This is a genomic window from Sporosarcina sp. P20a (assembly GCF_002743175.1).
GTDB lineage: Bacteria > Bacillota > Bacilli > Bacillales_A > Planococcaceae > Sporosarcina.
Genome location: NZ_PDYT01000019.1, coordinates 44,036 through 56,821, shown reverse-complemented (window position 1 = coordinate 56,821; position 12,786 = coordinate 44,036). Strand labels below are relative to the sequence as shown.

Genomic DNA, 12,786 nt, shown 5'->3' with positions numbered 1-12,786 from the left:
AGTTCGCTCGACTTGCATGTATTAGGCATGCCGCCAGCGTTCGTCCTGAGCCAGGATCAAACTCTCCATAAGAGAAATTCGATTAGCTCGAGTTTCATTTGCTGGCATCAATTAAGATACTCATTTTGTTTGTGCCACCGGCAAGCCGACACACAAACTGTATTTCGTTAACGTTTTGCTGTTCAGTTTTCAAGGTTCGTGTTTTGTGCTTCTTGTAAAAGCAACTTCTCTAATATAACTCATCTTGCATTCATTCGTCAAGTCTTTTTTAAAATTCTTTTTTTCGAATGTGTTGTGCGCGTTGTTAGAACGTTTCTCCCAAGCGACATTTACTATAATAACATGACGCCAAAGAATAAGTCAACAACTATTTCAATAAAAGTTATAGAGCGATCTTGGAATCGCTCTACGACAGCTACCGAGCCCTTATAATACGGTACTCTCTATGGAATAGCAACTCATTTTTAGATGGTACTTGCGTAATTTCAATTAAATGCTTATCTACCAAATACTCGATAAAGAACTCTAGGTCCGAGGAATACAACGCTAACTCGTCCTGTTCATGCAATTGCTGGACGGTCCATGATTCCTTTTCACTCATGATAGTCAGCAAATGTACCGCAGCTTCATTTGTATAGTTATGGATGAAGAACTCACTTGCCAAGAACACTAAATCCAAACGTTTCCCTAGTTCCTCTTCACTGCCTATCAATTCTTCATATAACTTAAAAACAGCGGGATCTATTTTTTTCATTTGTGCCCAGACGGTATTTTCAGGTAAGACGTTGCGTTTAACGGCCACGAACCTTGCTAAGTGATGTAATGTATTGATCGCGTAAAGATAAGAATCCATATGTTGTTTTCTTTCGAAATGAATTTTCCCTTCATTATAAGCGCGAATCATTTTAGCCATTTCCATCCCCATCTTAATGCCCCTACCAAACAGCGGTTCTTCGGATAAACGTTCTTTCAGTCGTTCCGCATATTCATCACGGTCAAAGAATACTTTTCCGAGGATGAGCCAATCAATGATTTTCTTGTTTGTTCCTACAAGCAACCAATGTGTTAGTTGTCGTTCGCTAATGATGTGCATAGCCGCCTTACGTTTACCATCTGTATAGTGTTTGGTCTGAATGGGTATCTCATTGTTTGAGGTAATTATAAATAAGATTTCATCAAAGGTATCAGTTATCGGGTCGTCTTCTCTTTGATTGCCAATGAGGAGCACACTTAATGTCTCAGGTAAACTAGCTCTCTCTTGGTACACTGGCCGTAGCATTTGTTCCACTATCTCGCCTCCCAGCTTTCTATAAGATCATCTCGAATACTCTATTTCGACGAATTTCACACAAAATCCTTTATTTTAAAGGGAGTTTATACTGCAATTAAATAATAATATGATATATTAGGTGAGGATAGCGTTAGGAGGAAACTTAAGATGAAGCCTTACAAAAATAAAATAAATCGTATTCGATCATTTGCCTTAGCACTTATTTTCATTGGGGTTGTCATTATGTATGTCGGGATCTTTTTCCGTTCCAATGAAATTGTCATGTTGATCTTTATGTTCTTGGGAATGCTTGCAATTATCGGTAGTACAGTGGTGTACGCGTGGATCGGTACCTTGTCGACACGGGCTGTACGAGTACAATGTCCGAATTGCGGCAAGCATACTAAAGTGCTTGGACGGGTTGATATGTGTGGACATTGCCGCGAGCCATTAACACTTGATCCAAATCTTGAAGGTAAAGAATTCGACATCGCGTATAATAAAAAAGTGAAGCAAGAAAAATAATACAAAATAAAAGAGTGTAACCCATTAGGGGTTACACTCTTTTATTTCGCTTCAGTTTGTTGTGTTGCTGCGCAGTCAGGACATGTTCCATACACTTCTAGGCGATGTGAATTTACTTGGAAACCCGTTACATGCGCTGCAAGACGTTCTACTTCTTCCAGACCAGGATGGTAGAAATCTACAATCTTTCCGCAATCGTCACATATAATATGGTAATGATCATGTGTCACGAAATCAAAACGACTTGACGCATCTCCATATGTTAACTCCTTTACTAATCCAGAGTTTTGGAATACACGCAAGTTGTTATAAACTGTCGCCACACTCATATTAGGAAAGTCTTCTTCTAGCGCTTTATAGATTTCATCAGCAGTTGGATGTGAATGAGATGTGATTAAATACTCGAGAATCGCATGTCGTTGCGGAGTAATTCTCACACCACTTTCTTTCAATGTCACTAACGCATCTTTTAAGAATACTCCAGGCATCGTAATGCACCTCACTTCATAAGGATTACTTCTTTATAATCATTATAATTAGTTTACTCAACTATGAGGTGTATTGTCAACTATTCTGCCGATAACGCTATATTAATAGCCTTTTGCTAAATCCACTTGGTTGATGAGATCTCTGTTTCCCGCCACCCATTTCTCAAGATTAATATCCATAATATCTAAGGAACGTTTAATGTATTGATCGGAAAGACTGGTCATATGCGGGGATACCGTACAGTTCGGCAACTCCCAAAAAGGGCTATCTTTAGGTAATGGCTCTGTTTCAAAGACATCCAGTACCGCATGGCGGATTTCATGTTGTTTTAACGCGTCTAACACATACTGCTCTCTTACTGCGTCCCCCCTGCCCACGTTCATAAAGACAGCTGTCTCCTTCATTGCGCGGAAATGCTCTGGCTGATAAATCCATCGCGTTTGAGGAGTGCTTGGCAATATGGAAATCACATAATCGACATGAGGAAGCTTTTCGAGAATTTCATTCAAGGAAATCGTTTCTTTCATATAAGGATTTGAATGCCCTGAACGGTTACATCCGATCGTATGTACATGAAACGCTTGCAAAAGTCTTCCGATTTCTTCGCCAATCGCTCCAGTTCCTACTATTAATGCAGTGGAGTGATTCACTTCACCTGGTAAAGAGTCTAGCTCCCACTCTTTTTCAGCTTCTCTCTTATAAATACCTGGTAAACCCCTTTCAAGGGATAATAAATGAGCCAATACAGATTCGGCTAACGGCATTTTATGAACACCATGAGAATTGGTGACTAGAACATCTTGCGCCTGAAGTGCTTCAATCGGCAATGTATCGACTCCTACAGCCGCAACCATGACCCATTTCAGTTCAGTAGCTTTTTCGACATGTTCTGCTTTCAAATCTCCACCATCAGTCACGATTACTTCTATATCTTCTAACGACACTTCATCAATATTGGTTGTATACAGGAATTCGACATTTGAATACTTCTCTTTTAATTGCTCTTTAAATGAAGTTTTGATCTTAAATGTAAATAATATCTTCATAGTGATTGCCTCCTAGTTCGTCAGTTGCTCAAGTGTCGTAAGTGCATCTTCCACATGACCTTTCACACGAACTTTCCGCCATTCTCTCACTACGGTACCTGTTGGATCAATCAGGAATGTAGATCGTTCTATTCCCATATACTCTTTTCCGAAGTTCTTCTTTAGCTTCCAAACACCATACTTTTCAGCTACCGCATGATCTTCATCCACAAGCAAAGAAAATGGCAAGCAGTGCTTCGCGATAAACTTTTGGTGAGAAGCTTCATGATCAGGACTGACACCAAGTACTACCGCATTCAGCCCTTCAAAATCCGACTGTGCATCACGAAAATCACAAGCCTCTGTCGTACAGCCAGGTGTTGAGTCTTTCGGATAAAAATACAATACTACATAACTTTTCCCTTTGAATTGATTCAATGAAACCATTTCGCCATTTTCATTTGCTAGCGAAAATGCAGGTGCTTGTTTTCCTTCTAATTTTTCCATTAAGAATCCTCCTCTAATAAAAATGAATAGTACACTTCGATCTCTCTTTACTTATCGTATAGGAAGTTTTTGAATTTTACAATTTACCTATACTTCACTCTGAAGGTAGAGACTTCACTCCGATTAATGTTAAAATGGATAACGTATAATTGATTTGGAGGAATTAACTAATGAACCGAAAAAATTCAGAAGCAATCTACGCAGAAGCATGTGAACATATTGTGGGTGGCGTCAATAGCCCAGCCCGAGCTTACGGAGCGGTTGGCGGAGGTGCACCTACTGTTATGGAACGTGCAGAAGGCGCTTATTTCTATGATGTAGATGGTAATCGTTATATTGACTACTTAGGAGCATACGGCCCGATCATTACAGGACACGCGCATCCTCACATAACAAAAGCCATTACGAAGGCAGCGGAAACAGGTGTACTCTATGGAACGCCTACACGCCACGAAGTACAATTTGCAAAAATGTTAAAAGAAGCTATTCCAGGAATGGACAAAGTTCGTTTCGTTAACTCCGGTACAGAAGCTGTTATGACAACAATTCGTGTAGCAAGAGCATATACTGGTCGTACAAAGATTATGAAGTTCGCTGGTTGCTATCACGGTCACTCGGATCTTGTATTAGTAGCTGCTGGATCTGGTCCCGCTACTTTAGGCACACCAGATTCTGCAGGCGTCCCTTCTTCTATCGCGAAAGAGGTCATTACGATTCCGTTCAATGATCCAGATAGCTATAAAGAAGCGATGAAACAATGGGGCGATGAACTTGCTTGTATTCTCATCGAACCGATTGTCGGGAACTTTGGAATCGTCGAGCCGAATGAAGGGTTCTTGGAACTCGTTCATGAGTTAGCTAAAGAACAAGGCGTTTTGACTGTTTACGACGAGGTCATTACAGCATTCCGTTTTCATTATGGTGCAGCGCAGACATTACTCGGTCTTCAACCGGATTTAACAGCATTCGGAAAGATTATCGGCGGTGGCTTACCAATTGGCGCTTATGGCGGTAAAAAAGAAATCATGGAACAAGTTGCTCCATTAGGCCCCGCTTATCAAGCAGGAACAATGGCTGGAAATCCTGCATCTATGCTTTCAGGAATTGCTTGTCTGGAAGTGCTTCAAGAACCAGGCATCTATGAAGAGATGGATCGCTTAGGCGGTTTACTTGAAGATGGTATTCTGAAACTGGCTGAAAAACACAGTATCCAATTGACGATCAATCGTCTCGGAGGCGCACTTACATTGTTCTTCACAGATGTCAAAGTGGAAAACTACAAGCAAGCTGAAGCAACAGACGGTGAAATTTTCGGTCGTTTCTTTAAAGAGATGCTGAAAAACGGTGTCAACTTGGCGCCATCTAAGTATGAAGCATGGTTCTTAACTTCTGCTCATACAGAATCCGATATAAACGAAACTCTTGCAGCAGTAGATCGCGCATTTAAGGCGCTTTGAAATAGAACAATTGACCGTTTTATGCGTATATTGTAAAGTAAGCATAAAAGAGCTTTTAGGAAAGGAATTACCCAATGAAACTTGGTGCCCGCGTCTTTAAGACGGGTATTGCGATTGTATTTGCTCTGTTTCTCGCAAATTTATTAGAATTACCTACAGCAGTGTTCGCAGGTATTGCAGCTATTTTCGCAATCCAACCCTCTATTTACAGATCATACTTAACAATAGTAGAACAATTGCAAGGTAATTTAATCGGTGCCACTATAGCAGTCTTATTCACTCTCATCTTCGGGCCTCAACTAATCATTGTCGGTTTGGCAGCTGTCATCGTCATGACCATTATGTTGAAACTCGGCCTCGAAAAATCTATGTCACTTGCACTCGTTACGATGATTGCGGTGATGGAGGTTAAAGATGATGCCTTCTTAACATTTGCCCTTCTTCGTGTAGGTACAATTTTGGTAGGTGTACTAGCGGCATTCATTGTGAATCTAGTGTTCATGCCACCGAAATATGAAACGAAACTGTTTCAGGCGATTCATCAGGCACAGGACGAAATTATTCGTTGGACGCGTCTAGCTGGTCGTCAAGTGTCTGAACATACTGCTATGAAGAAATCGTTGAGTAAGTTAAAGGAACGTCTGATACAAATTGATCAGTTGTACTTATTATTTAAAGAAGAGCGCAGCTATTTCAAGAAAACTACTGCCGCAAAAGCGAGACGGCTTGTTGTCTATCGACAATTGATCGCTACAACTAGGAGTAGTTATGACGTTCTTAAAAGGATGCATATGTATGAAAATGAACTCATCAATCTTCCGGAGCATTTCCGAATGATGATTCAGGAGCGTCTAGAGTCATTACTCGTCTATCATGAACAACTTCATCTGAAATTCGTTGGTAAGCTAAAAGCGGATTTCGACGACGATGAAACACATAGTGAGTTTATGCAACGACAAGAAGTGATGAATATTTTCGTGAAGGAAATTGCGATCACCAATGAAGAAGAAGAGTTTTCTTCTTATCATTTACTTCATGTCCTCTCGTCCATCCTGAATTACGAGGAACAGCTAGAACATCTGGATACGCTGATCACTTCTTATCAAACGCGGTATGAAGATGAAGAGAACATTTTAGAAGATGAATTCTATTAATAAAACGGCACAAGACTATAATAGTCTTGTGCCGTTTTTATTTGTATAAATAGTTGAAGTTCATTTACCGAATGGTTCGCATTTCCGTTACAGTACACACGCTGATCCTGCCCATGTTCACCTTTCTACTTATCCCCCAAGTTCTTGACGATTGTATAAACCAGCGTATGTACCGTTTAGTTTCATCAATTCCTTATGGGTACCTGATTCTTTTAAATCACCGTGATCTATCACATAAATACAATCCGCATGCGTAATGGTAGATAGTCGATGAGCGACGATTAGTGTAGTACGATCGTGTGCTAAGCGTTCTAATGAATCCTGGATAAGTGCTTCACTTTCTAAATCCAAGGCGGAAGTCGCTTCATCCAAGATGAGCAATGCCGGGTTCTTTAGGAAGACGCGGGCAATGGAGATACGTTGCTTCTGTCCACCTGACAACTTCACACCCCGTTCACCGACCCTTGTATCATATCCTTCACTCAATGTTTCGATAAAGTCATGCGCATTTGCGGCTTTTGCTGCAGCGATGACTTCTTCATCAGTGGCATCCGGCTTCCCCATCAAAATATTACTTTTGACAGAATCACTAAACAGAATTGAATCTTGAAGTACCATACCGATCTGATCACGAAGCGATTTAACCTTTACGTCGCGGATATCATGGCCGTCGATGCGAATAGCGCCAGACGTCACGTCGTAAAATCGCGGGATCAAACTGATAATAGTCGATTTCCCACCACCACTCATACCAACAAGTGCGGCTGTTTCACCAGGGCGGATCTTCAAACTAATATTTGTCAGTACTTTCTCTTCTTCATATGCAAAGCTGACACGATCAAACTCGATCTTCCCAGCAATCGACGGTAATGCTTTTGCATCCTCTTTATCGACAACATCATACTTTTCATTCATTAATTCTAGTACTCTGTCCATCGAAGCAAATGATTGCGTTAATGAAGTGGATGAGTTAACTAGACGACGTAAAGGTGAGTATAGTCTTTCTATAAATGCAATGAAAGCGACCATCGTTCCGACAGTTAATGAACCGTTGATTACTTGGTAGCCTGCATAGCCAATGACGAGTAAAGGAGCCACATCGGTAATCGTATTGACGACTGCAAACGCTTTGGCATTCCAGCGTGTATGTTCAATTGCTCGGTCAAGGAATTTATTATTCACTTCATCAAAACGTTCCTGCTCTTTGTCTTCGATTGCAAAACTCTTAATAATACTTACTCCCGCCACACGCTCATGCAAATAACTTTGTACATCAGCGAGCGCTTGGGATCGTTTACGTGTTAATTGACGCAATTTCCCGAAGAAATGTTTGACACTGAATGCATAAAACGGAAATGCCAGCAATGTGACGAGTGTTAGCTCCACATCCAAAGTCAACATGATAGCAATTGCAATAATAATAGTGGCCAAGTCGAGCCAAACATTCATCAAACCAATCATGACGAAGTTTTTCGTCTGCTCTACGTCATTGATCACTCGCGAAATCACTTCACCCGCACGTGTATTGGAATAAAAGCGCAGTCCAAGCTTTTGTAAATGACTATACAGTGATTTGCGGATATCGAACAAAATTTTATTACTTACCAATTGTGCATAGTATTGACGATAATATTCCACAGGCGGACGGATCAAGAAAAACACAATGATCGTGCCGCCGAGCCAATAAAATAATTGCTGCGTTTTATCCGAATCACTCAACTTCGGGGAACCGATAATATCATCAATCACAATTTTAATTAATAATGGTAAAAATAGTGGAATAGCAAACTTCACAACACCAATGAGAACAGTGAAGACAATTTGCCAGTTATAAGGCTTTACAAATTGAAGATAACGTTTAATGCTTTCGCCCATCGTGTTCCTCCTACTAAAAAAACCTGACTTGCACGAGTGCAAGCAGGTCTAGATTTGTTCTTCTTGGATTTGCTTATAAAATTCAAAACGTGATGTCCAAACATCAATGAAATCAGGAGCAAATGGACCTTTCCTTTGTTTGATCCAACCAAGAAGCTTCTTTAAGTTATCCTGCAAGATTAAATCGATGACTTCTGGATAATTCATTTGACGTTTATGATCTGAATATTCGTCTTCATCGAGAATCAAATAGCTCATATCAGGAAACACTTTAACGTCCAAGTCATAATCGATATACTTCAAGTACTTTTCATCGTAAACGAATGGTGAACTCATATTAACGTAATAGTAGACACCATCTTCACGCAACATACAAATGATGTTAAACCAGTTTTCCGCATGAAAATAGCAGATGGATGGTTCACGTGTCAGCCACGTGCGACCATCTGACTCAGTCACGAGCGTGCGTTCATTACCACCGATGATAATATTGCGTGTGCCTTTTAATACGAGTGTCTCTTGCCAGACACGGTGAATTTTGCCGTTATGTTTGTAGCTGTGTATCTGTACTGTTTCTCCTTCTTTTGGAATCGCCATTTTTATACCACCTTTGAGCCTTGCCGCTCTTGCTATCTGTTCATTATACCAACAGCTTTCCTAAATTTAAAACGATTCAACCATCTATTTCGTAATTGTTTTAATACAGTAGGCCTACAGCTTGTTTTTTCACACAAGAAAACCGGTAGAAATGGCTTATAATAGCCTTTTCTACCGGTCGGTGATGCCCACGCTTAGTATGAACCTTTATTTTTGTTCGCACGTGCTCCTGAAGCATTTTGTTTGTTTGCTTCTGCTTTGTTAATTTGTTTCTTCACTTCATTAACATCTGTTTCAGATCCGAACTCCTCATTCATAGAGGACTGCATCGCGGATGAAGAAGACTGCATGTTCATCGCAGATTGCGCGTTTTGCTGACGTACTTGATTGACGTCCGTCTCGGAAGCGAACTCTTCATTCATCGATTGTTGCGCATTCTGTTTTTTCACTTGGTTCGCATCTGTTATAGATGGATCTTGCTGTGAATTACGTTTTGATTGATTTGGCATGTTTTATTCACCTCCGTACTCACTATGATGTCCTGTTAGTCGGAGTTTTATTCACGGTAGGTTATAAAGTTTTTACCATTCAAGCAAATCGATAATTTTTAGAACTGGCTTTGACTTTGGTAGTGCCAGAACTTCCTGTTTAGTGAAGAACTGCAAATCGCCTTCTGTATGTTCCTCTTCCAATTGTGCACGATATACATGAATATCCCATGTTATATGTGAAAAGACATGTAGGACATGTGGTAATTCTTGAAGTTTTTTTAATTTTAATCCATTCTCTTTTTCAAATGCTTCCACTGCAGAAGCTTCTTGAAGTTCAATCATTGGAAATTCCCAAAGACTGGCTAGCAGCCCGGTGCTGGGACGTTTCTGCAACAACCAATTGCCTTCTTCATTTTGAATCGCAAAGGCAGCTAGCGAAACATGCTTCATTTTCTGCTTTTTTATCTTAATTGGCAATTGTTGTTGTTTTCCCTCTTCAAAGGCGATACAAAATTCCCTAACAGGGCACAATAAACAGTGTGGATTCGGTGTACATATCGTTGCACCCAATTCCATGAGCGCTTGGTTGAAGGAAGATGGATCCTCTTCCGATATTAATTCCATCACGGCTTGTTCAAATATTTTTTTATTACGAGGCAAGGCGATATCTTCTTCAATTAATAAAATTCTCGACAACACCCGCATAACATTTCCGTCTACTGCATGTTCGGGTACTCCATAGGCAATACTCAATATAGCACCTGCCGTGTATGGCCCGACTCCTTTTAATGTAGAAATTTCTTTTCGGCTATTAGGAACTTTCCCACCATAGGTTTCTACGACTTCTCTTACACCTGACTGTAGGTTACGCACCCTGGAGTAATAGCCAAGTCCTTCCCACATTTTCAAAATCTCTTCTTCTGGTGCATTTGAAAGATCTTGCATCGTGGGGAACTTTTTAATAAAACGCTCATAATACGGTATGACAGTATCCACTCTTGTCTGTTGTAACATAACTTCAGAAATCCAGATATAGTATGGATTGTCTGTTCTTCTCCAAGGCAAGTCTCGTTTTTCAGCTTCATACCAAGTCAATAACGCATCTTGGAATGCTTTCTTTTGTTCAATAATTTGCATATGGACCTCGCTTCTTCATGTAAATACTTTTAGTTATAATAATAAAGGGTATATAATTATAAGTAGCATATAACTCTTTCGATTAAGGAGTGATAATTTGGATACAGGTACACATATCGCTATGGGTGTTGCGATCAGTGGATTAGCTCTTGCCGATTCAGTCGTGGCAACTGAACCTGCCACAATGGGCGCTGTTTTCGCAGGAATTATGGTCGGATCTTTAATTCCCGATATAGATACGGTATTGAAACTTCGAAACAATGCTGTCTATTTACGTAATCATCGCGGTATCACGCATTCGGTTCCAGCTGTTATGCTATGGCCGTTGCTGATTTCCATACTGCTGAATTTCTTTGTTCCCGGAGCCATATTCTTTCATGTCTGGGCTTGGACATTTTTAGCAGTGTTTACACATGTATTTGTTGATATTTTCAACTCATATGGAACACAAGCCCTTCGTCCATTTTCTCATAAGTGGGTAGCCATAGGAGTCATTAATACATTTGACCCCATTATATTTGGGCTCCATGTAATTGCAATCATGGCATGGGTGTTCGGCGCAGATCCCGTCTTTACAATGTCCACATTATATGTCGTCATCTTCTTCTATTACCTATTGCGCTTCGCAGTGAAGAGCGCAGTGAAGAATGCAGTCAAGAAGACGATTCCTAACGCGACGCATATATTTACCGCACCTACGATGAACTTCTTTCAGTGGCGAGTTGCTGCCACGACAGATGTAGACCATTATGTAGGACGAGCATACGGACGTTCCATTACTATTTACGAACGATTCGAGCGCGAAGTCATGCCGATGTCACCTCAAGTTGAAGCGGCACTAGAAGATCCGAACATGCAAGCTTTCACTTCATTTTCGCCTCTTTATCGTTGGTCGATTTCAGAAAAAGGACATATCTACGAAGTCCGTTTAATTGATTTGCGTTATCGAAGCAAAGGTTACTACCCATTCGTTGCAGTAGCACACGTCAATGAAGACTTAGAGGTAGTCAATTCTTATACAGGATGGATATTCTCAGAAGAAAAACTTCGTAAAAAGCTTAATTTTGCCCCAAATAACTAAAGAACGTTCGTGCATAATGCACGAGCGCTCTTTTTTGTTTATTTCCCGCTTTTTATATCTTTCAACATAGCAAGCGGCAATGCTTCTTCAGCTCTCTCGCCGCCTAAGCGATATCCCCATGCGAACAATCCTTTAAGGTAATCTACTTGAAAGAAGACCCCATCGTCTCCTTCAATTCGGTACATCTCGCCTGGCTTAATACTAGCCGGGTCTACAAGATAAGATTGTACAAGAACTGCCTTTCTTTGGTGAACTGCATATTCGCTAATCATCCCCATCTGTTCGGCTTTACGCGCTTTTTCCATTAGGTTAGCAATTTCACTACGCAGCTCGTTTTCATTCATATCACTATAACGTTTTTCAGTATCCATCTTCTTCATTCCTTTTCTGTTCAATAAATTGATCGATTTGACTGAGTGGAATGCCTTTTTGATACATTGATTGCTTCACACGTTGTCTAAGGTCGGATCCTGAGTATTTACTTTGGTATCGTCTCCATGCTTTCTCACCGAATGCAGACGTAATGTCGGACCATTCTTCTTCATCCCGCTCGATTGTTAAATTGCTGAGAACTTCTGAAATTTGCTGATAAGAAAAACCTTTTCTAGCCAATGAATTCTGTATTTTTTGCTTAACTTGTGCTGGTGGTTGTGAACTATTCGATCGCATCGTTTTTTCAGCCAGTTTCATGGCATTAGCCATTTGATCTTCCATTGTATATTCCTCCAATGCTTGAGTTTGCAGTTCTTTGGGTATACCTTTTTTATAGAGAGATTGTTGAATAGCTCTTGGACCCTTTAACGTACTATTTTTTTCCGTACGTACAAGCGCTTCCGAAAATGCTTCATCATTCAAGAAGCCGAGTCGTTTTAATTTCACGATAGCTTCTAGAACAACAGCTTCTCCATATTCTTTTTCAAGCAATTTCTTTTTAACTTCCATCTCACTCCGCATACGAAATGACAAAAAGTGTAATGCTCGGTTAAATGCTTTTTCAATTTGGTCTGAATATACAATCTCATCCGTAGACCAATCGTCCAATTCCATGCCTTTCGTGAGTTCAAATTTCACTAGGACTGTTTCATGGACACTAAATGCATATTGATCATCAAGGAAAATATTATAACGTTCGCTATCTCGTTTTTGTTGTGATATTTTGGTAATAAGCGGCACGTTTC

Annotated in this window: 14 protein-coding genes and 1 rRNA gene; 4 read left to right on the top strand and 11 right to left on the bottom strand. The window is 40.3% G+C overall.

Going from position 1 to position 12,786, the window contains the following annotated elements; translation table 11 throughout:
• Both CSV72_RS13235 and CSV72_RS13230 read right to left on the bottom strand, forming a co-directional pair.
• A 16S ribosomal RNA gene (locus CSV72_RS13235) occupies positions 1-72 on the bottom strand; the annotation flags it as partial.
• A 343-nt stretch (positions 73-415) separates the two neighbouring features.
• Positions 416-1,279, bottom strand: a complete 864-nt coding sequence (locus tag CSV72_RS13230; protein WP_369802921.1) for a nucleotidyltransferase-like protein — start codon at positions 1,277-1,279, stop codon at positions 416-418.
• A gap of 159 nt (positions 1,280-1,438) precedes the next feature.
• Here CSV72_RS13230 and CSV72_RS13225 point away from each other — a divergent pair, with 159 nt between their 5' ends.
• The gene (locus tag CSV72_RS13225) at positions 1,439-1,795 is read left to right on the top strand and encodes a YgzB family protein (protein WP_099678731.1); all 357 of its coding nucleotides are present in this window, start codon (positions 1,439-1,441) and stop codon (positions 1,793-1,795) included.
• 41 nt (positions 1,796-1,836) lie between these two features.
• On the opposite strand, the gene perR is transcribed toward CSV72_RS13225, so the two are convergent.
• From perR to bcp, 3 genes are all read right to left on the bottom strand, one after another.
• Positions 1,837-2,283 carry a peroxide-responsive transcriptional repressor PerR gene (gene perR / locus CSV72_RS13220; protein ID WP_099678730.1) on the bottom strand — a complete coding sequence of 149 codons (447 nt, stop codon included), beginning with the start codon at positions 2,281-2,283 and terminating at the stop codon, positions 1,837-1,839.
• A gap of 102 nt (positions 2,284-2,385) precedes the next feature.
• Positions 2,386-3,330, bottom strand: coding sequence for a D-2-hydroxyacid dehydrogenase (locus tag CSV72_RS13215; RefSeq protein ID WP_099678729.1), 945 nt, complete (start codon positions 3,328-3,330; stop codon positions 2,386-2,388).
• A gap of 12 nt (positions 3,331-3,342) precedes the next feature.
• Positions 3,343-3,816: a thioredoxin-dependent thiol peroxidase gene (gene bcp / locus CSV72_RS13210; RefSeq protein ID WP_099678728.1), complete on the bottom strand. Its 474-nt coding sequence runs from the start codon at positions 3,814-3,816 to the stop codon at positions 3,343-3,345.
• Positions 3,817-3,986: 170 nt separating this feature from the next.
• On the opposite strand from bcp, the gene CSV72_RS13205 reads away from it, so the two are divergent.
• Both CSV72_RS13205 and CSV72_RS13200 read left to right on the top strand, forming a co-directional pair.
• Positions 3,987-5,273, top strand: a complete 1,287-nt coding sequence (locus CSV72_RS13205; RefSeq protein ID WP_099678727.1) for a glutamate-1-semialdehyde 2,1-aminomutase — start codon at positions 3,987-3,989, stop codon at positions 5,271-5,273.
• A 74-nt stretch (positions 5,274-5,347) separates the two neighbouring features.
• Complete coding sequence (locus tag CSV72_RS13200; RefSeq protein ID WP_099635118.1) at positions 5,348-6,427, top strand: FUSC family protein; 1,080 nt, start codon at positions 5,348-5,350, stop codon at positions 6,425-6,427.
• Between the two features lie 129 nt (positions 6,428-6,556).
• On the opposite strand, the gene CSV72_RS13195 is transcribed toward CSV72_RS13200, so the two are convergent.
• The 4 genes from CSV72_RS13195 to mutY form a co-directional block, all read right to left on the bottom strand.
• Positions 6,557-8,302, bottom strand: coding sequence for an ABC transporter ATP-binding protein (locus tag CSV72_RS13195; protein WP_099678726.1), 1,746 nt, complete (start codon positions 8,300-8,302; stop codon positions 6,557-6,559).
• A gap of 48 nt (positions 8,303-8,350) precedes the next feature.
• Positions 8,351-8,899 carry a nucleoside tri-diphosphate phosphatase gene (gene ntdP, locus CSV72_RS13190; protein WP_099635120.1) on the bottom strand — a complete coding sequence of 183 codons (549 nt, stop codon included), beginning with the start codon at positions 8,897-8,899 and terminating at the stop codon, positions 8,351-8,353.
• A 194-nt stretch (positions 8,900-9,093) separates the two neighbouring features.
• A complete protein-coding gene (locus CSV72_RS13185; protein WP_099678725.1) occupies positions 9,094-9,408 on the bottom strand; it encodes a gamma-type small acid-soluble spore protein in 315 nt (104 codons plus the stop codon).
• Positions 9,409-9,480: 72 nt separating this feature from the next.
• Positions 9,481-10,527, bottom strand: a complete 1,047-nt coding sequence (mutY, locus tag CSV72_RS13180; RefSeq protein WP_099678724.1) for an A/G-specific adenine glycosylase — start codon at positions 10,525-10,527, stop codon at positions 9,481-9,483.
• A 97-nt stretch (positions 10,528-10,624) separates the two neighbouring features.
• Between mutY and CSV72_RS13175 the strand changes: the two genes are divergently transcribed.
• On the top strand, positions 10,625-11,608 hold the full coding sequence (locus CSV72_RS13175) for a metal-dependent hydrolase (protein WP_099678723.1): 984 nt from the start codon (positions 10,625-10,627) through the stop codon (positions 11,606-11,608).
• Positions 11,609-11,646: 38 nt separating this feature from the next.
• On the opposite strand, the gene CSV72_RS13170 is transcribed toward CSV72_RS13175, so the two are convergent.
• Positions 11,647-11,979 carry a YfhH family protein gene (locus CSV72_RS13170; RefSeq protein WP_099635124.1) on the bottom strand — a complete coding sequence of 111 codons (333 nt, stop codon included), beginning with the start codon at positions 11,977-11,979 and terminating at the stop codon, positions 11,647-11,649.
• Positions 11,969-12,781, bottom strand: coding sequence for a recombination regulator RecX (gene recX, locus CSV72_RS13165; RefSeq protein WP_099635125.1), 813 nt, complete (start codon positions 12,779-12,781; stop codon positions 11,969-11,971). The genes CSV72_RS13170 and recX overlap by 11 nt, the downstream gene beginning before the upstream one ends.
• Positions 12,782-12,786: the final 5 nt, after the last annotated feature.